Source organism: Sphingobium sp. MK2 (assembly GCF_040170545.1).
In the GTDB taxonomy this organism is placed as follows: Bacteria; Pseudomonadota; Alphaproteobacteria; order Sphingomonadales; family Sphingomonadaceae; genus Sphingobium.
The window spans coordinates 38664-56755 of sequence record NZ_JAZDXA010000017.1 but is presented as its reverse complement, the minus strand read 5'-3'; the positions used below and the strand labels follow the sequence as shown (position 1 = coordinate 56755).

15 protein-coding genes and 1 pseudogene are annotated in these 18092 nt (G+C 64.1%); 14 read left to right on the top strand and 2 right to left on the bottom strand.

Annotated elements, in window-relative coordinates:
* Positions 1-15: 15 nt before the first annotated feature.
* Entirely contained in the window at positions 16-2697 is a 2682-nt protein-coding gene (locus tag V2I08_RS09945) for a TonB-dependent receptor domain-containing protein (protein WP_349634954.1), read from the bottom strand.
* A 48-nt stretch (positions 2698-2745) separates the two neighbouring features.
* Positions 2746-4470, bottom strand: coding sequence for a CocE/NonD family hydrolase (locus V2I08_RS09940; RefSeq protein WP_349634953.1), 1725 nt, complete (start codon positions 4468-4470; stop codon positions 2746-2748).
* Positions 4471-4580: 110 nt separating this feature from the next.
* Between V2I08_RS09940 and V2I08_RS09935 the strand changes: the two genes are divergently transcribed.
* From V2I08_RS09935 to uraH, 14 genes and pseudogenes are all read left to right on the top strand, one after another.
* Positions 4581-5243, top strand: a complete 663-nt coding sequence (locus V2I08_RS09935) for a GntR family transcriptional regulator (RefSeq protein WP_349634952.1) — start codon at positions 4581-4583, stop codon at positions 5241-5243.
* A 307-nt stretch (positions 5244-5550) separates the two neighbouring features.
* Positions 5551-5700, top strand: a pseudogene (locus V2I08_RS09930) (transposase); the annotation flags it as partial.
* A gap of 117 nt (positions 5701-5817) precedes the next feature.
* The gene (locus V2I08_RS09925; protein WP_349634951.1) at positions 5818-6963 is read left to right on the top strand and encodes a bile acid:sodium symporter family protein; all 1146 of its coding nucleotides are present in this window, start codon (positions 5818-5820) and stop codon (positions 6961-6963) included.
* Positions 6960-8294, top strand: coding sequence for an AtzE family amidohydrolase (locus V2I08_RS09920; RefSeq protein WP_349634950.1), 1335 nt, complete (start codon positions 6960-6962; stop codon positions 8292-8294). The genes V2I08_RS09925 and V2I08_RS09920 overlap by 4 nt, the downstream gene beginning before the upstream one ends.
* Complete coding sequence (locus V2I08_RS09915) at positions 8294-9643, top strand: NCS2 family permease (RefSeq protein WP_349634949.1); 1350 nt, start codon at positions 8294-8296, stop codon at positions 9641-9643. The genes V2I08_RS09920 and V2I08_RS09915 overlap by 1 nt, the downstream gene beginning before the upstream one ends.
* Complete coding sequence (locus tag V2I08_RS09910; RefSeq protein ID WP_349634948.1) at positions 9640-10557, top strand: 5'-methylthioadenosine/S-adenosylhomocysteine nucleosidase; 918 nt, start codon at positions 9640-9642, stop codon at positions 10555-10557. The genes V2I08_RS09915 and V2I08_RS09910 overlap by 4 nt, the downstream gene beginning before the upstream one ends.
* A 4-nt stretch (positions 10558-10561) precedes the next feature.
* Positions 10562-12145 (top strand): gamma-glutamyltransferase, encoded by a 1584-nt coding sequence (locus V2I08_RS09905; protein WP_349634999.1) that lies wholly within the window; start codon positions 10562-10564, stop codon positions 12143-12145.
* Positions 12139-13386 (top strand): allantoate amidohydrolase, encoded by a 1248-nt coding sequence (locus V2I08_RS09900; RefSeq protein ID WP_349634947.1) that lies wholly within the window; start codon positions 12139-12141, stop codon positions 13384-13386. The genes V2I08_RS09905 and V2I08_RS09900 overlap by 7 nt, the downstream gene beginning before the upstream one ends.
* Positions 13373-14611, top strand: a complete 1239-nt coding sequence (locus V2I08_RS09895; RefSeq protein ID WP_349634946.1) for an alanine--glyoxylate aminotransferase family protein — start codon at positions 13373-13375, stop codon at positions 14609-14611. The genes V2I08_RS09900 and V2I08_RS09895 overlap by 14 nt, the downstream gene beginning before the upstream one ends.
* On the top strand, positions 14608-15510 hold the full coding sequence (gene puuE / locus V2I08_RS09890) for an allantoinase PuuE (protein ID WP_349634945.1): 903 nt from the start codon (positions 14608-14610) through the stop codon (positions 15508-15510). Before V2I08_RS09895 ends, puuE begins: the two co-directional genes overlap by 4 nt.
* Positions 15507-15887: an oxalurate catabolism protein HpxZ gene (gene hpxZ / locus V2I08_RS09885; protein WP_349634944.1), complete on the top strand. Its 381-nt coding sequence runs from the start codon at positions 15507-15509 to the stop codon at positions 15885-15887. Before puuE ends, hpxZ begins: the two co-directional genes overlap by 4 nt.
* A complete protein-coding gene (gene uraD, locus V2I08_RS09880; protein WP_349634943.1) occupies positions 15884-16336 on the top strand; it encodes a 2-oxo-4-hydroxy-4-carboxy-5-ureidoimidazoline decarboxylase in 453 nt (150 codons plus the stop codon). The genes hpxZ and uraD overlap by 4 nt, the downstream gene beginning before the upstream one ends.
* Entirely contained in the window at positions 16333-17763 is a 1431-nt protein-coding gene (locus tag V2I08_RS09875) for an NAD(P)/FAD-dependent oxidoreductase (RefSeq protein ID WP_349634942.1), read from the top strand. The genes uraD and V2I08_RS09875 overlap by 4 nt, the downstream gene beginning before the upstream one ends.
* The gene (gene uraH / locus V2I08_RS09870) at positions 17763-18092 is read left to right on the top strand and encodes a hydroxyisourate hydrolase (RefSeq protein ID WP_349634941.1); all 330 of its coding nucleotides are present in this window, start codon (positions 17763-17765) and stop codon (positions 18090-18092) included. The genes V2I08_RS09875 and uraH overlap by 1 nt, the downstream gene beginning before the upstream one ends.

The following is an 18092-nucleotide window of genomic DNA, read 5'->3' as shown; positions in this document are numbered from 1 at the left end:
CTTATCCGCTCCGCTTCAGAAGGACTTGCGCACGCTGACCGCGAACAGCCGCCCGATCGGGTCGCTCGCCGTCGCGTCATAACCGCCGCTGCCATTGCCACTGGGTGCCAGATTGACATAGGGCGGCGCGATATCGAACATGTTGCGCACCTCCAGCCCCAGCACGAGGCCCTTTTCGAAGAACCCGTCGGCCTGTTGGTCGCCAATCTTCCAGTTCAGCGTCAGATCGACGGGCGTATAGCTTTTCACAGATTGCACCGGATTGGTCAGGTTGTTGCGATAGCCGCCCACATGGGTCGCCAGAACCCGTGCGCTGAACGGGCCATGATCCCATGTCACGCTGGCGCGCGCCTTCAGTTTCAAGGGGTTGAAGATGACATTGCGCCGATCGACCAGCGGAGCCGCAGGCGTCACGGCGACATTATATTTGGTGAGATAGGTGCCCGACACATTGACCGTCAGCGCATCGTTCGCGCCCAGCCGCGTGTTCCAGGTGCCGGTAAAATCGATGCCGCGCGTCACCGACACGCCCAGATTCTGGCTGCGACCGTCAACGAACAGCGTGACATTCGCAGGGTCGCCGCCGGGGAAGGAGCCGCCCGCCAGCGCCACGCCTTGGGCCAGCAACTCCTGTATCCGCGCTGCGGCGGCAGCCCCGCGCAGGATGATGCTGGTCCCGGCATATTCCGCCTCATTGCCAAGGATGGTCAGGTTCGACAGATTGGCCAGCACCTGATTTTCATATTTGACGTCCCAATAGGTGATGCCGAAATTCAGATTGGGCAGGGGATCAAAGTCCGCGCCGATCGACCAGGTCGTTGCGGTTTCGGGTTTCAGGTCCAGATTGGGACCAGACAGGGCATAGCCCTGCAGCGGCGCGCCGCCCGCCGGATTCTGGTAGCTCTGGCCGAAGATATTGTTGGAATTGCCATAGATTTCAGGGATGGTCGGCGCGCGGAAGGACGTGCCGTAACTGGCGCGTAGCTTGGCCCAGCGCACGGGTTGCCAGTTGATGCCGAATTTGGGGTTGGTGGTCGATCCGACGTCGCTATATTTGTCGTGGCGCACGGCTGCGTTCAGTTCCAGCCGCTCGAACCCCGGCATCGCATTGTCCGCGCCGAAGAGGGGGATGTAGAGTTCGCCATAGACCGAATCCACCTTGCGGCCGAAATGGCGGAAGGTGATCGGGTTAGTCGGCGCGCCTCGCGCAGACCCCAGGGCGACGGTGAAATCCTGCCGTTCATAACCCGTCGCCAGCTTCACCGCGCCGCCGGGCAGGGTGAAGAGCGGTCCGTTGAGCCGGGCCTCATAGGTTTTCAGGCGACCATTGGTGGGGGCGAGGAATATCTGGTTGGCGATCGTCGCCAATAGCGTCTCGCTGGTGCGTCCCAGGCCATAGGGATCGAACGCCGCCGCAGGATCGCTGCTCGCCAGTGCCGCGTTGAGCGCCGCATTGTTGATGCCATGATAGGAACCGGAAAAATCATTGGTCTTGCCATAGCCGAACAAGGCTTCGGCTTCCCAGTCATAGGGCAGTTTGGCGCGCACGCCGGGCGTAATCTGCCAGCTTTCGGCCGATCCGAAACTGTCATTGGTCGGCACATCGTCGCGGAAATTATAATCGAGCGTATAGCTGGTGCCGGTAAAGCCCGCGGGCCGCACGAAAAAGGCATTGGTCTGCGGCACGGTCAGCCGGGCGTTGGAATAGGCCGACCGGCGATAGAAATTCCGCTTGGAATAAAAGCCGTCGTAGAAGACGCTCAGCCAATCGTTGAATTCGAACCGCCCAGTGCTGTTGACCGAGTCATAATTCTGTTCCGGCATCAAATCCTGATTGGCCAGTTCGTCGCACCGATTGATCGTGCCTGCCGCTAGCGATCCCGCATTGGCCTGCGTCACGCCACCAGCCGGGATCGCATAGGTCGTGCCATTGGCGTTGATGTTGCCGGGTGCGCAGCGCGCGATCCGGTAATCGCCGCCGCCTGACGCCCGCTGGTCGCTGGTGAAGAAGGAGCGATCATCGCCGCTTAGGTTTGATCGTTCGACATGCTCATAGGCGACCATGATCTGGCCACGATCAAACACCTTGCCGATGGCTGCGCCCAGCGTCGTTTCATGAAAATCGCCGCGCGAAGCGATGCCCGACCGGGCAAAGACTTCGCCCCCGTCCAGCGACCGACGCGGGATCAGGTTGACCACGCCAGCCACGGCATCCGATCCATAGACCGCCGATGCGCCATCCGCCACGACCTCGATCCGCTCGACACCCAAGGAGGGCAGGACCGAGGGGTCGATCGACCGGCTGTTGTTGGTCACGCGGTGGCCATCGATGATGACCAGCGTGGCATAGGGGCCGATGCCGCGCAGATTGACCGAGTTGCCATAGGTGATGTTGCCGCTGCCGCCCGATTGGCCGCGGGAATTTTCCGACACACCCAGATCGAAGACCTGCGGAATTTCCTTGATCATGCGATCGACCGTGACGGCGCTCGATGCCTCCATTTCCGCCCGGCCAAGCGTTGTTACCGTCGACCCAACGGGCGCGGCACCGCGCACGCGACTGCCGGTGACGACGATATCGGCCGTGCTCGCTTCTTCCTGCGCTGCCGCCACGCCCGATATCCCCATGGCGATCCCGCAGCAGCCGATCTGCAAAGCCGCCCGCAGGCTGATCCCATCTTTACGATTTCTGTTCATGCCATCCTCCCTCGCCGCGTTGCGCGGCCATTATCATTGCGCCGTCGTTCAATCCGCGACCGGCAGTTCGATCCACGATGCTCTCGTTCCGCCCCGCTGCACGGTGATGACCGGCGCGGGTTTCTGTTCGATATCCTTGAGGTTGCGTTGGCGCGGGTCTGCGCCCGCGATCGTCACGCGCAGCCGCGCCCCGGCCGGCACGATGCGCGACACCGGCGTCAGGTCGATCGCCAGATCCGCCTGCTGTCCCGGCGGCAAGGTCGCGACATCGGCGCGCAATCCCGAATGCCAGGGCAGCCCCATCGTGTTATAGGGCGCTTGACCCGTCTTGCGATGCGACAGCGCCAGCCGACCGAAGGCGACGACTTCCGTCGTGCCGTCGGCGGCCACCTGGTCGAGATAGGCAAAGATATTGGCGTCGGGCTTGTCCGCCGAAACACGTAACCGCACAACCGGATAGCCGATCAGCTTGGTCGCCTTGGCCAAGGGCGCGCTGGTATAGCTCAGCCCCTTGTCGTCCATCGGTTTGGCCCAAAAGGCGAAATAGTCCGCAGGTGGCAGGTCGTAGCGCACGGTGAACCTGTCCGTACCCGCCTTGCCCGACTTTGTGTCCAGCCGCCCGTCATTGACCGACCGGGCCGTGCCGCTACGCCCAGCGTCAAGGAACCAGCGGATGGGCTTCGCGGTCTCGCCGGGCAAGGCGTTGGACCGCACATAGCCGCCCTTGCCGTCCAGCCCCTCGACCCAATAGGTCGCGCGCGGTTCCGCGGCGATGCCATTGTCGACGCCTTTGAGATGATGGTCGAAATAGCGGACGACCTCGCCGGCAAAGTCGAACCCTGGCGGCGGCATGCAATGGCTGCCCGGCCCGGCGAGGAACTTCGATCCCTTCATGTTCGCTGCGCTCAGGATCGACTGGGCGGTCGGTTCGTCCTGCCAGTTGCTCCAGAAATAGGTGGCAATCCCCGCCCGCCGGATCGCGTCGAGATAGCGATAGACGCCGACCTCTTCCCAAAAGGCGTTGCCCGTCAGCGGCGACACGCTGTCGCGATACGGCATGCCATACCACAGCGCCGCCATCGGCGTATTTTTCGCATGCTGCTGCACCGCCGCCTGCAATTGCGCACCGTCGCGGTCGCCATCCACTGGCAGGCTCGCCAGATCATCGCTCAGCGGCTCGTCCGGCCGGGTGTTGAATTGTGCCGTGATCCCGCCGCGCCGAACGAAGGCATATTTGTCCAGGTCGGACGCGCCGACGAACACCGCCTTGAGCGACGGCGGCGCGGTGGTGGCGGTGTGGAAGGTGGTGCCGCCCAGATAGGAACAACCGATCATGCCGACCTTGCCGCTGGAAAAGGGCTGCCGCGCCAGCCATTCGACCAGATCATGGCCGTCGCGCGCTTCGGTCCTGTCCTGAAAACCGTGACGGCGACCAAAGGACGCGCCCTTGCCGCGGATATCGGCCACGGCGACGACATAGCCCGCCCTGATCAACGACCGTAACGCCAGCCGGTCATCGAGCGCGACTTCCCTGATCGTGTCATCCTTGTCCCGAAACCGCGCCCGATAGGGGGTGAAGACGAAGATCACCGGCAGCTTTTCGGCCGCAACCTTGTCCTCGTCGCTTGGGCGATACAGGTTGACGGCCAGCTTCGTGCCATCGCGCACCGGCACATAGACCGAGCTACGCTGCACATCGGCATAGTCCCTGGCCAGCCCCGGCATGGCGACCCCCAAGGCCGCCAGCATTGCGATCGATCGCGCCGCCTGCATCGCTCTCTCCTATTGTTGACAATTTCATCAGCGATCAGACAGGGCGATGCAACCAAAAAATCGCTGACAATATTGTTGACAATATTGTTGGATGGCGAGACTATTGGGTTATGGACGGTATGGAAAAACGGGCACCCACAGGCGTGGAAGTGGCGGATTGGGTCCGCAACCGCATCAGAAACGGGCGCTTTTCGCCGGGACAACGGCTGGTCGAGGTCGATATCATTCGCCAGACCGGCGCCAGCCGATCAAAGGTACGCGAAGCGTTGCAGCGTCTGGAAGGAGAGGGTCTTGTCCAGATAGAGGAATTTCGGGGTGCCTCGGTCAAGAGCACGGGACTGGAAGAAGTCGCGCAGATTTATCGCGCCAGGATCGCCTTGGAAGGCATTTGCGCCGGCGATTTTGCGCGCAATGCCTCGGACGAGGACAAGCGCCAGCTATGTGCGGTGCAGGACCAGCTAGACCAGTGCGTGCTTGACCGCGCGCCCGATCGCTTCGGCCGACTTAATCTCGAATGGCATCGGATCATCGTGCAAGGCTCCGGCAACATGGTCATCGCCGAACTGCTCAAACGCCTGAACGTGCCCATCCACCGGCTGCTGTTCGAAAGCTTCTACGACGAAAGCCGCCTGCGCACCGCGAACGCCGATCACAAGAAGATGCTCGCATTGCTGCTGGCGGGCGATGCGGAAGGCGCGGAAGCCGCCATGCGCGGCCATATCGCGGATGGGTTCGAAACGCTTTCAAAGATCGAGAGCGAATTTTACGGTTAGCTGATCCAATGGCGCTATTCCCTCACGGTGCGTCATTGTGGTCGCTGGACCGCGATCTCTGAGCGGTTATAATCCCAAAGTGGACTTGTACGGATTTGTGCCGGTCACCTATCTCATTATGCCACCTCGGCCTCGAAGGCGAGCGGGCTGATGCCGCCAAGATATGAATGTCGGCGGCGGGAACTAGACGTACTGGAAGATGGCAGCCTCAGGGGCGGCGAGCCTGATTGTGCTGGGCCTGCACGAAGCGGGCGGCTTCAGTCGCTTCTTGAAATGCGCAGCCAGGGTTCTGTCTGCCCAACGGGACATAGCGCGTCGGCTGCAGACGATGATCGGAGTTTGTCCGCAGACCGTCCTGGCGATCGACGCCTTTGCCCCGCCCATAGAGAACTTCCGCGATCGGCGTGACTTCGCCGCCTGGCTGGGGCTGGTCCCGTGCCAGTTTATATCGGGCGGCAACCACAGCAGTTACTCAACTGAGGGCAGCGTTTGAAGGAAGGTGCGCGCTTTTTTGCAACGATCCGTGCAAGTCATTCTATTGGATCGGTAGGGTAAGAACCGCCTAGAGAGAGCCATGGTGCGCGTCTCAAAGCCTTCCTTCCTGCCAGATTTCCTCCTGCTGTGCCTGATCGCAACGGTGGCATGTGCGTCCCTCTTCCCGGCGCGCGGTGTTGCTGTCCCGTGGGTCGAGGCCACGGCGGATATGGCAATTGCCTTGCTGTTTTTCCTGCACGGCGCGAAATTGTCGCGCGCCGCCATTCTTCAGGGTGCGGGCAACTGGCGGCTGCATCTCTATGTCCTGGCCTCGACCTACATTCTCTTTCCCGCCATCGGCCTGGCCATGGTTGCCCTGTTCCGCGGCGTGGCGGATGGCTTGCTGCTCACCGGCCTGCTCTACCTCACCCTGTTGCCATCGACGGTCCAGTCCTCGATCGCGTTTACCGCGATCGCTGGCGGCAATGTGGCGGCGGCGGTGTGCAGCGCTTCCCTGTCCAACCTCGTTGGCCTGCTTCTCACGCCGCTTTTGGTCGGCCTGTTCATGGCGCTGGATGGCGGAGGCGAAACTTTATCCTGGCGGTCGGTCCAGGTGATCGCGCTGCAACTGCTGGTCCCCTTCCTGGCGGGCCATATGCTCCGACCATGGATCGGCAGCTTTATCGACCGCCACAAGCGGGTGTTGATGCCGATCGACCGGGGGGCGATTTTGCTGGTCGTCTACAGCGCGTTCAGCGCCGCCGTCGTTGGCGGCATCTGGTCGCAGGTGGGCATCCCCGACCTGTTGCTCCTGCTGCTGCTCAGTATTGTGATGCTGCTCATCGTGATGGGCGCGAACCTGGGGCTAGCCCGCCTCGTCGGCCTGCCGCGCGCGGATAGGATCGTCCTCCTATTTTGCGGGTCCAAGAAGAGCCTGGTTGCGGGCGTGCCGATGGCGGGCGCGCTTTTCCCGGCGGCACAGGTCGGTGTCATCATCCTGCCGCTGATGATCTTCCACCAGATCCAACTGTTTCTGTGCGCCGCGCTGGCCGGTTGGTTCGCGCGACACCCGGATGATGCGCCGACCATGCAACGCCCGCCGCTTCCGCGCAGTGTGCCGGAGATTGAAAGCGCGGCGGACAAGTGCGGCCTGACCATTCCCCAAGCCTGTATGGCAGGCGTCACGGCCAATCTGGCCCTGCTGGACCGCCATGCCGACACCCTGTTTGCGACCGACCCTTCATGAAGCAGGCCGTCGAGATCGCCGCCTGTGTTCGGTCAGGGCAAATGAGCGCCATGGCGGTGCTGGACGCATGCCTTGCCGGATTAGCGGCCGAAGGGGGTCGGTTGGTTGCAGTGACGGGCATCCTGGCCGACCGGGCCCGAATGGAGGCGGCCGCCATCGACGCAGCCATCGCGTCCGGGCGCGATCCTGGGCCGCTCGCCGGTGTACCCTATGGCGTCAAGGATCTGTTCGACATTCAGGGGCAGCCGACCACCGCCGGGTCGGCCCTCTACGCCCACGCCCCACCCGCCATTGCCGATGCCGAGGCGATCGTTCGACTGCGCGGGGCAGGGGCCGTGCTGGTGGCGACGCTCAACATGGATGAATTCGCTTATGGCTTTGCAACCATTAACGCGCGGCATGGCACGACGCGAAACCCCCATGATCTAAATCGCCTTGCAGGCGGATCGTCCGGCGGGTCGGCGGCGATCGTCGCTGCGCAATATTTGCCCTTCTCGCTGGGGTCCGACACCAATGGATCGGTCCGTGTACCCGCCAGCCTGACCGGCATCTATGGGTTGAAGCCCACCCATGGCACATTGCCGATGGGTGGCGTCTTCCCCTTTGCCCATAGTTTCGACGATGTCGGCCCCTTCACACGCAGCATCGCCGACATGCAGTGCCTGTGGGATGTGTTGACCGGCGGGCATGACGTCCCGCGCGATCAAATCCGCGTCGCGCAGTTGGGTGGCCGTTTCCGTGCCAATGCCGATGAGGACCAAATTGCGGCGATGCAGGCGATTGCGCCCGACGCGCCATTGATCGACCTGCCCGATATTGCGCGGGCGCGCTCGGCTGCCTTCCTGATCACCGCCGCCGAAGGGGGCGCGCTCCACCGCGAGGCGCTCGGCCGCGATGCCATGGCGTTCGATCCGGCAACCCGCGACCGGCTGCTGGCCGGGGCGCTCCTGCCGCAAAACCTGTATGAGGCAGCCCAGGCCTTTCGCGCGGACTATAGGCAGCGGATCACCGCCCTGATCGCCGATCATGACGTGCTGCTCGCGCCTGCGACGCCTTGTGTTGCGCCGCTAATCGCGGACCCGCGCATTCTGATCGACGGCGCGCTGTCCCCCGCTCGGGCGGACCTTGGCATCCATACCCAGCCGATCAGCTTTATCGGCCTGCCATCGCTCAGCGTGCCGTTGCGCCGTCCGGGCCGTCTGCCGCTGGGGCTGCAACTGATCGGCAAGGCAGGGAGCGAGGCGACGTTGTTGCGCTTTGCCGCAATGTTGGAAGACAAGGGATTGACTGGCGTAACATCGCCGACGGACGCATATCAGGGGGACGCATAATGACGGACGTGGCGATACAGCCGGGGGGCGGGCGGCTCGAACGCTATTTCGGGCTGACGGAACGGGGGACGTCGGCCCAAACCGAAATATTGGCGGGTTTCACCACCTTTCTGACGATGGCCTATATCGTACTGGTCAATCCCGCGATCCTGGGCCAGGCCGGGATGCCGATCGCGGCTGTCGCCGCCGCCACCTGTTTTGCCGCAGCCTTCGGGTCGATCCTGATGGGACTGGTTGCCAATACACCCTTGGCGTTGGCACCGGGCATGGGCCTTAACGCCTATTTCAGTTTCACCGTCGTTCAGCAGATGGGCATCCCCTGGCCGATCGCGCTGGGATGCGTTTTCATTTCGGGCATTGCCTTTTTGATCCTAACGCTGACCGGCGTGCGCCAGATGATCGTGGCCGCCATTCCCATGCACCTGTTCGCGGCTGTCGCAGGCGGCATTGGCCTGTTCATCGGCTTCATCGGCCTTAAGAATGCGGGCATTGTCGTCGCCAATCCCGCCACCTTCGTGGCGCTTGGCGATCTCAAGGCTCCGGGTGCCGCGCTCGCCCTGTTCGGCCTGCTCGTCATCGGCGTGCTGAGCGTCTGGAACGTGCGCGGTGCGATGCTGATCGGCATCATTGCAACGACGCTGGTAGGCTGGCTGTTTGGCCAGGTGACTGTCAGTCCCGAACCCTACAGCCTGGACGCATTGACCGGCACCGCCTTCCAACTGGACCTGCCGGGCGTTTTCGGCCTGACCGGCAGCCATGGTCTTGGCCTGCTCGAAATCCTGTTCGTCTTCCTCTTCGTCGATCTGTTCGACAATATTGGCACGCTGGTCGCAGTCACCAAGCGGGCGGGCCTGATGGACAAGGCGGGGCGGATACCGAGGCTCAACCGCATCCTTATAACCGATGCCACCGCCACCATCGTCGGATCAGTGGCGGGCACCAGCACCGTCACCAGCTATGTCGAAAGCGCCGCAGGCGTCCAGGCGGGCGGGCGGACCGGACTAACGGCGGTCGTCACTGGCATCCTGTTCCTGGCCACCATGTTCGTCGCGCCCTATGCGCAGATCGTGCCGCTCGCGGCGACCGCGCCAGCGCTCATCATCGTTGGCGGCCTGATGCTGCTGCCGCTCACCGAAGTCGAGTGGGAAGACCCGCTCTCGGCGATCCCTGCCTTCCTGACCGTAGCGATGATCCCGCTCACTTTCTCGATCGCCAACGGCCTTGCCTTTGGCATCACTGCCCATGCCATATTGAAGTTCCTGCGCGGTACGGCGACCAAAGGCGACTGGTTTCTGTTCCTGCTGGCCGCGCTGTTCGTGGTCCGCTTCATCTGGATGAGCGCGGCATGATGCGGGCGCTGTTCCTCGCGCTAGGCGCGCTGTTGCTGCCGCTATCGGCGTCGGCCAGACCGCTCGACCGGACACCGCGCACCGTGGTCATGACCGCCTTCGCGCCGGAATGGGACGCGCTGGCCCATTCGATCGCGCGGCCCAAAACCCATCGCATCAATGGCCTCACGATGCTGACAGGCACCATGGCGGGCAAGCCTGTTCTGCTGATGCAAAGCGGTGTCAGCATGGTCAATGCGGCGATGAATACCCAATTGGTACTGGATCGCTTCACCGTGAAGCGGATCATCTTTTCGGGCATCGCAGGCGGGGTCGATCCCGCGCTGACGATCGGCGATGTCGTAGTGCCGGAAGATTGGGCGCAATATCTGGAGGTGTCCTTCGCGCGGCAGACCCCGCAGGGCTGGGTCGTGCCCGAACCCGTCGATGCAGAGGCACCGCCCCCTTTCGGCATGATGTTCCCGCGTGGCGTGCGGTTGGGCAACGCCACCGAAGCCTCGCGCCGCCATTATCGGCAGGCGGTCGATCCGGGCCTGCTGGCGCTCGCGCGAAAAATCGCGGCGCGCGTGACACTGCGCCGCTGCACGGACGGTCAGGCAAGCACCGCCAACTGCCTGGCCAATGACCCCAAATTCGTGGTCGGCGGCACGGGTGTCAGTGCCGGCGTCTATGCCGACAATGCCGAATTTCGGGATTATCTAGCCCAAGCGTGGAAGGCGCAGGTGTTGGACATGGAAAGCGCGGCCGTCGTGCAGGTCGCCTATGCCAATGCCATACCGACCATCGTGTTCCGTAGCCTGTCGGACTTGGCGGGGGGCGATGCGGGTGCCAACCAGATGAACACCTTCATGGCGCTGGCCTCGGTCAACAGTGCCGACGTCGTGCGCACCTTCGTCGCTGCACTGCCGGACTAGGATGATGGCGCTTTCTACCATCAGCGGCACGAACGGCATGGTGACTGCGCCCCACTGGCTGGCGGCGCAGGCGGGTTGCGACGTGCTGAAGGACGGCGGTAACGCGGTCGAAGCAGCGGTGGCTGTTGCAGCCACGTTGGCGGTGGTCTATCCCCATATGACCGGCATCGGCGGCGACAGTTTCTGGTTGGTCGCACAGCCGGACGGAACGGTCGACAGCGTGCATGGCTGCGGTGGTGCAGCGGCGCGGGCGGACCTCGGCCTCTATGCGGGGCATGGCACGGTGCCGACGCGCGGGCCGCTGGCGGCCAATACGGTGGCGGGCACCCTCTCGGCGTGGGCCGCGATATTGCAGAGCGATGGCGGGAGATTGCCGCTATCCCGGCTGCTACGCGACGCCATCGACCATGCCGACAACGGCGTGGCTGTGACCGCAGGCGGCGCGGCTATCGCGGCCGCCAAGGGCGGCGAGTTGCGCATCCAGCCCGGTGCCTATGCCGCCATCTTCGAACCCGACGGCGTTCCCTTGCGGGAAGGGGATGTTTTGCGCCAACCCGCGCTGGCGACCACGTTGCGGGCGATCGCCACCGACGGGATTGCCGATTTCTACAAAGGGGCGCTTGCCGACAAGGTGGCGCAGGATCTGGCGATGCTGGGCAGCCCAGTCGGCGGCGATGATCTGGCGATGCATCAGGCAACCCGCCCGATCCCGCTGCGCGCACGCATCGCCGGCATCGATCTGTATAACAGCGCGCCGCCGACCCAGGGCTTCGCCTCGCTGCTGATCCTCGCGCTGTTCGATCGGCTCGCGGCGGCGCAGGCGGACGGCTTTGATCATGTGCATGGCCTGGTGGAGGCGACCAAGCAGGCCTTCCTGCTGCGCGACACCCATGTCGGCGACCCGGCCTTCCATGATTTCGATTATCAGGGACTGTTGGACGATCAGGACGCGCTGGATGGCATTGCCGCGTCGATCGACCGAGGCCAAGCCATGCCCTGGCCGCGTCCATCGGCGCAGGGCGACACCTGCTGGTTTGCCGCCGCGGACAGGGAAGGGCGGGTCGTGAGCGCGATCCAGTCCACCTATTTCGAATTTGGGTCGGGCCTCGTACTGCCGCAAACCGGCATTACCTGGCAGAACCGGGGCAGCAGTTTCCGCCTGGCGACGGACGGCTGGAACGCCCTGGTGCCCGGCCGCAAGCCTTTCCATACGCTCAACCCCGCGCTGGCCCGTTTCGACGACGGGCGGGTGATGGCCTATGGCACGATGGGCGGAGAGGGCCAGCCCCAGACCCAGGCCGCGCTTTTTACCCGCTACGCCCGTTTTGGCATTGACCTCCAGCAGGCGATCAGCGCCCCGCGCTGGCTGCTTGGGCGGACGTGGGGGGAGAATAGCACGACGCTCAAGCTGGAGGACGGGTTTGACGAAGCGCTTTATGCAGATCTCGCGGCCGCGGGCCATGATGTCGAGCGGGCAGGGCCGCTGACCGCGACTATGGGTCATGCCGGTGCCATTGTCCGCCACGCCGATGGCCGCCTCGACGGCGCGACCGATCCGCGCAGCGACGGGCAGGTCGCGACATGGTGATCGCATTGCCCCCCGGCGGCTCACGTGCGGTCGCCCGCTGCGACGCACTGGGCGTTGCGCCCTATAGCGACATGGAGGGTGGCCTGTATCGCGGTTATCTGACCCCGGCCTATGCCGCGGCTCAGGAGGCGCTGGCCAGATGGATGGCGCAGGCGGGCATGGCCGTGCGCCGCGATGCCGCCGCCAACCTGATCGGCCGTTATGAAGGCACCCGGCCCGATGCTCCCGCGCTGCTGATCGGCAGCCATCTCGACAGTGTACGCGATGGCGGGCGCTATGACGGGCCGCTCGGCATCATGCTGGGCGTGGAGGCGGTGGAGGCGCTGGATTGGATGGGCCAACGCCCCCCTTTCCCGATCGAGGTCATTGCCTTTGGTGACGAAGAAGGGTCGCGCTTCCCCGCCGCCATGCTCACCAGTCGCGCCGTTGCCGGTACGCTGGCCGCCGACGCGCTCGCGATCGCCGACGCTGCTGGCGTGCCGCTGGCCGAAGCGGGTGTTAACCTCACCGACTATCTCTCCGCCGCCCGCGCGCCCGGTTCGACGCTCGCCTATCTCGAAACGCATATCGAACAGGGGCCCGTGCTGGAGGCGGAGGGGCTGGCCGTCGGCACGGTGACCGGGATCGCGGCGCAATTGCGCTATCAGGTCGTCGTCACGGGCATGGCAGGGCATGCCGGAACGAGCGCGATGCCGCTTCGGCGCGATGCTCTTGCCGGCACGGCCGAGATGATCCTGGCGATCGAAACTATCGCGCGCGACGATGCGTCCGATCTGGTGGCGACGGTGGGGCAGATTGCGGCGCTGCCTGGCGCACCCAATGTCATTGCCGGGGACATCCGTTTTTCGATCGATATAAGGTCGGGCGATGAAGCGCGGCGCGATCAGGCGGCGGAGGCGATGCTCGATACCATTGTCCGTATCGCTGAACGCCGCGGATTGGGGATCGATACCCAGCGCATCCACGACCTGCCCGCCAGTCCGTGCGATCCAGCGCTGATGGACCTGATGGACGCCGCCATTGCCGATGCGGGGCATCGGCGCTTCCGCCTCGTGTCGGGCGCGGGGCATGACGCGATGGTCATGGCCGCACATTGTCCGACCGCCATGCTGTTCATCCGCTGCAAGGATGGCATCAGTCATCATCCCGCCGAACATGTCGATCCTGCCGATGCCGATGTCGCGTTGCAGGTGATGCTCGGCTTCATCCACCGATTAGGAGCGACCTTTGACCCCGCTTGACCCTCTGCTTTTCGGTGAAATCGATCCGCCGCAGCGGCTGCTGATGGGGCCCGGCCCGGTCAATGCGCATCCGCGTGTGCTGCGCGCCATGTCGGCGGATCTTCTGGGTCAGTTCGATCCCGAGATGACCGGCTATATGAACCAGGTGATGGCGCTCTATCGCCCGATCTTCGGCACGCAGAACCATTGGACCATGTTGATCGACGGCACCGCCCGCGCGGGCATAGAGGCGGCGCTGATCTCGCTGGTCCTACCGGGCGACACGGTGCTGGTCATCAATTTCGGTCGCTTCGGCCTGTTGCTGGGCGAAATCCTGACGCGCATCGGTGCCGTCATCGAAACCGTGGACGCGCCCTGGGGGGAAGTCGTGCCGATGGCGGCGATCGCTTCCGCCATCGAACGCACCGCACCCAAAGTCGTCGCCTGCGTCCATGGCGACACGTCGACCACCATGGCCCAACCGCTCGATGGGCTGGGCGATCTATGCCGCGCGGCCGGGGCGCTCAGCTATGTCGATGCGACCGCGACCATGGGCGGGATGGAGATTGCGGCAGACCGCTGGGGTGTCGATGTCGTCACCAGCGGCCTGCAAAAATGCCTGGGTGGCCCATCGGGCTCCGCCCCCATCACGATTTCCGATCGCGCGAGCGAGCATATCTTCGCACGCCGCCATGTCGAAGCGGGAATCCGCAGTGCCGACAGCGTGGATGGGGCCGGACCGCGCATCGGCTCCAACTATTTCGATCTCGCCATGATCATGGACTATTGGTCGGACAAGCGGTTGAACCACCATACCGAAGCGACCTCAATGCTGTATGCCGCGCGGGAATGCGCGCGGGTGTTGCTCGGCGAAGGCCTCGACGCCTGCCATGCGCGCCACGCGGCAGCCGGTCGGGCGGTGAGCGCGGGCCTACGCGCGATGGGCCTGACGCTCTTTGGCGACGATGCCCACCGGATGACCAATGTGACCGGCGTTTTCATCCCGGACGGTGTCGATAATGACCGCGTCCGCATTGCCATGCGCGACCATTTCGAGATTGAGATCGGCACCGCTTTCGGCCCGCTTCAGGGACGGATTTGGCGGATAGGGGCGATGGGTTATAATGCGATGCGGCACAAAGTGCTGATAACGCTGGGCGCGCTTGAAGCCTGCCTGATGCGCGAAGGCTTCAGCCTGCCCCCCGGTGCGGCGGTGCGCGCCGCGTTGAAGGCATGGGACGCATGAGCCTGCCTCGCGACCTTGTCGGCTATGGCCAGGCGCCGCCCGATCCGTGCTGGCCCGACGGCGCGTCTATCGCCGTGCAGTTCGTCATCAATTATGAGGAGGGGGCGGAAAACAGTGTCCTCAACGGCGACAAAGGGTCCGAAGCCTTCCTGTCCGAAATGGTCGGCGCCGTCAGCCACCCGGCGCGCGCCATGGCGATGGAAAGCCTGTATGAATATGGCAGCCGTGCGGGCTTCTGGCGGCTGCATCGCCTCTTTATCGATCGCGGCCTTCCGGTGACGGTTTTCGGCGTTGCCAATGCGATGGCGATGAACCCTGCAGCGGTCGATGCGATGCTGGCGGCTGACTGGGAAATCGCCAGCCACGGTCTTAAATGGATCGACTATCAATATGTGCCCGAAGATGTGGAGCGCGCCCATATCGCGCAGGCCATTGCCCTCCACCAAAGCCTCACCGGCGCGCGCCCGCTCGGCTGGTATCAGGGCCGCACCTCGCCAAATACCGGCCGTCTCGTCGCGCAGGAAGGCGGCTTCCTGTACGACGCCGACAGCTATGCCGACGACCTGCCCTATTGGGATCATCGGCATTCGCTGCTGAACGGCGGCAAGGCCCAGTTGGTCATCCCCTACACGCTCGATGCCAATGACATGAAGTGCGTCGCGCTCAACGGCTTTACCGAAGGCGACCAGTTCTTCCGCTATCTGCGCGACACGTTCGACCAATTGCGGGGCGAAGGCGGGCGCATGATGTCGGTCGGCCTGCACGGTCGCATTGCAGGGCGACCGGCGCGCGCCGCAGCGCTCGCCCGTTTCCTGGACCATGTCATCGCCAGCGGCGACGCCTGGGTCGCGCGCCGCATCGACATTGCCCGCCACTGGATGAAGGTATACCCCGCATGATGATTGACGATCCGATCCTGCTCGCCGAAGTCACCGCCGCCTTTGCGGAATATGAGCGCGCACTGATGACGGACGACGTGCCCGCGATGGACGCACTGTTCCACAATGCGCCGACCACCAACCGTTATGGCGTGGGCGAAGTGCTCTATGGCATTGAGGAAATCCGCGCGTTCCGCAAAGGGCGGGGCGGGTCGCCCCAACGCCGACTGGGGAAAGTCGCCATCACCGTCTATGGTGATGCGTTCGCGACCGCCGATGCGGAGTTTTTTCGCGAAAACAGCGATCGGCGCGGCCGCCAGACACAAAGTTGGGTCAAGTTCTCGGATGGCTGGAAGGTCGTTTCCGCCCATGTCAGTCTGGAGGGGAACACGCATTGAGCCGCCCCAAAAATGCCCTGTTCGACCATAGTCCCTGGGTGGAGGCGCGCGCCGACGCGCGCCCTTCGTCGGGGGATCGCCATGCCGATCTGATGGCGGTTGTCCATGATGCGACAGTCGAAGAACAATTGGCGCTGATCCGTGCCCATCCCGAATTGGCAGGCAAGGCGGCGATCGACAGGACGCTGACCGACGCATCCGCTGCCGAACAGGCATCCGCCGGGCTCGATCGCCTGACCAGCCAGGAATATGACCGCTTCCATGCCCTCAACGCGGCCTATCGGGAACGCTTCGATTTCCCCTTCATCATCTGTGTGCGGTTGACGGACAAAGCGGGGATATTGGCGGCGATGGAGCAGCGTCTGGGCAATGGTCGCGATGAAGAGGTCGCAACCGCGCTCGCCCAGATTGGCGAGATCGTCCGGTTGCGCCTGGAGCAGGGCGCATGAGCGCGGCCATCGGCCTGCCCGCGCTCGAAGCGGCGCTGGCGCGGCAACTCGTCCTGATCGGCCATGGCGGCACGGACTGGACGCGGCCGCGCGTCCACCGGGAAGGCCATGTCTATGATGTGGTCATCGTCGGCGGGGGGCAGAGCGGCCTGGCCGCCGCTTTCGGCCTGCTGCGCGAACGGGTTTCCAACATCCTCGTTATCGACGAAAATCCCGCCGGGCGGGAAGGGCCATGGGACACCTATGCGCGGATGATCACGCTGCGCACACCCAAGGATCTGAACCCCATCGACTTCGGTATTCCGGCGCTGACCTACCGCGCCTGGTGGGAAGCGCAGCATGGTGCCGCAGGCTGGGACGCGGTCGACAAGATCGCACGCGGCGACTGGATGGCCTATCTGCGCTGGTATCGGCATGTGCTGGCGCTGCCCGTCCGCAACGATACGAAGCTCGCCCTCATCGAGCCGCTCGGCGATGGCCTCCATCGCCTGCATCTTGACGGCCAGTCCCCTTTGCTGGCGCGCAAGATCGTGCTGGCAACCGGCATACAGGGCGGCGGTGAATGGTATACGCCTGCCATGATCCGCGATGCTTTGCCGCGCAGCCTTTATGCCCATACCAGCGAGCCAATCGATTTTGCCGCGCTCGTGGGTAAGCGGGTCGGCATATTGGGCGGCGGGGCGTCGGCCTTCGACAATGCGAATGCGGCGTTGGGTCTAGGCGTGCGCGAGGTCGATGTCTTCATTCGCCGCCCGGTACTGCCGCGCATCAACCCGATCCGCTTCATGGAGCAAGTCGGCTTCACCGGCCGCTATCCCGCGCTGTCGGACGCGGACAAATATGCGGTAATGGCGAGCTTCTTAGGTCACAACCAGCCGCCGACCAACGACACGTTCGATCGCGCGGCGAGTTGGCCCGGCTTCGCACTGCATCTGGGCGCGCCCTGGACGGGGGTGGAGGAACGCGACGGCGGCGTCCATGTGACAACGCCCGCAGGCGATTTCACGTTCGACTTCGTCATCCTGTCTACCGGCTTGGTCAGCGATCCCGGCCTGCGTCCAGAACTGGGCCTTGTCGCACAGCGCATAGCCCGCTGGGCCGATCGCTACACGCCGTCGCCGGGTATCTCCAACGCACTGATCGACGCCCATCCCTATCTCGGCAACGGCTTTGAACTGATGCCGCGCGAAGAAGGGCAGGGCGGTGCGCTCCACGGGCTGTTTGCGTTCAACTATTCCGCGCTCATCAGCCTGGGCCTTTCCGCCTCCGCCCTGTCTGGCCTACAAGCGGCGCTGCCCCGGCTGCTGCGCGGCATCACGGACCAGCTTTTTCTGGACGATCGTACGGCGTTGGTCGCTGACCTGCTGGCCTATGACGAGGCCGAATTTGTCGGGCAATGGCCGAAGCCAACAGAGGAAGCGGCGTGATGGTCAGCCTGTCCACCCATGTCCTCGACACCATTCATGGCTGCCCCGCCGTCGGCGTCGCATTGCGGCTCTTCGACGGGGAGGGGCAATTGCTGTTTGCTGCCGTAACGGACGCCGATGGCCGCTGCCCCGGTCTGCCTACGCTGGCACCGGGGCGCTATCGGCTGGAATTTGCCGTCGCGTCTTATTTCATTGAGCGAGGCGTCGTCCTTGCCGATCCGCCTTTTCTCGATCGCATCAGTGTCGAATTCGGCATGGCGGATGCGGGCCATTATCACGTCCCCTTGCTTGTATCGCCCTATGCCTATTCGACCTATCGGGGCAGCTAA

Coding starts and splice junctions, on each gene's coding strand:
- V2I08_RS09905 (WP_349634999.1), top strand. CDS start 10,562: ATGGCGCTTTCTACCATCAGCGGCACGAACGGCATGGTGACTGCGCCC.
- V2I08_RS09945 (WP_349634954.1), bottom strand. CDS start 2,697: ATGAACAGAAATCGTAAAGATGGGATCAGCCTGCGGGCGGCTTTGCAG.
- V2I08_RS09925 (WP_349634951.1), top strand. CDS start 5,818: ATGGTGCGCGTCTCAAAGCCTTCCTTCCTGCCAGATTTCCTCCTGCTG.
- V2I08_RS09940 (WP_349634953.1), bottom strand. CDS start 4,470: ATGCAGGCGGCGCGATCGATCGCAATGCTGGCGGCCTTGGGGGTCGCC.
- V2I08_RS09935 (WP_349634952.1), top strand. CDS start 4,581: ATGGACGGTATGGAAAAACGGGCACCCACAGGCGTGGAAGTGGCGGAT.
- V2I08_RS09910 (WP_349634948.1), top strand. CDS start 9,640: ATGATGCGGGCGCTGTTCCTCGCGCTAGGCGCGCTGTTGCTGCCGCTA.
- V2I08_RS09900 (WP_349634947.1), top strand. CDS start 12,139: ATGGTGATCGCATTGCCCCCCGGCGGCTCACGTGCGGTCGCCCGCTGC.
- uraH (WP_349634941.1), top strand. CDS start 17,763: ATGGTCAGCCTGTCCACCCATGTCCTCGACACCATTCATGGCTGCCCC.
- V2I08_RS09915 (WP_349634949.1), top strand. CDS start 8,294: ATGACGGACGTGGCGATACAGCCGGGGGGCGGGCGGCTCGAACGCTAT.
- V2I08_RS09875 (WP_349634942.1), top strand. CDS start 16,333: ATGAGCGCGGCCATCGGCCTGCCCGCGCTCGAAGCGGCGCTGGCGCGG.
- V2I08_RS09920 (WP_349634950.1), top strand. CDS start 6,960: ATGAAGCAGGCCGTCGAGATCGCCGCCTGTGTTCGGTCAGGGCAAATG.
- puuE (WP_349634945.1), top strand. CDS start 14,608: ATGAGCCTGCCTCGCGACCTTGTCGGCTATGGCCAGGCGCCGCCCGAT.
- hpxZ (WP_349634944.1), top strand. CDS start 15,507: ATGATGATTGACGATCCGATCCTGCTCGCCGAAGTCACCGCCGCCTTT.